Below are 505 nucleotides of genomic sequence, written 5' to 3' on the forward strand. Positions count from 1 at the left end.
CCTTGTAGCCGGCGAGGAACGCCTGGGGATATTGCTGAGCGCGCCCCGGCTGGTAGTCGAACAGCACGACGGGTTCGCAGCAGTCTTCGGCACTACGGTACACCCACATGTACGACGTGCTCTGGGCGGTTTTGCCCGGTTCCTTGAGCACCTGTACCGTTGTCTCGTCGCCGTGAATCAGCTGTTGCGAAAGCAGTGTCTTGCGCAGTGCCTCGTACAAACGGCTGTAATGCAACTCAGCAGGCCGGATGATCCAGTTCGCCAGCGTAGCGCGTCCGACTTCGATGTCCGCGCGCGCCAGCGCATGGGCCATCCGGTATAACGGTGTTCCGTCAACGTATTTGTCCGCGGTGACCGTGGCGATCATCGCCGCACTGGCATTGCTGCGCGGCAGCGGCTGGGCCGGCATCGGTGCGGTGATGACCGGAGTGCGCTCGGCGTGGCGCTCGCAGTGGCGGCATGCATATTTGAAGCGCACGTGCTGAAGCACCGACGCCTTGACTTC

General features: G+C 62.8%; 1 protein-coding gene. It reads right to left on the reverse strand.

Annotated features, from left to right (window positions below; all coding sequences use genetic code 11):
• The coding region (locus AWB69_RS45450; RefSeq protein WP_156529238.1) for an IS66 family transposase at window positions 1–505 on the reverse strand (505 nt) is incomplete at both ends.

It is taken from the genome of Caballeronia udeis (genome assembly GCF_001544555.2).
GTDB classification, from domain to species: Bacteria; Pseudomonadota; Gammaproteobacteria; order Burkholderiales; family Burkholderiaceae; genus Caballeronia; species Caballeronia udeis.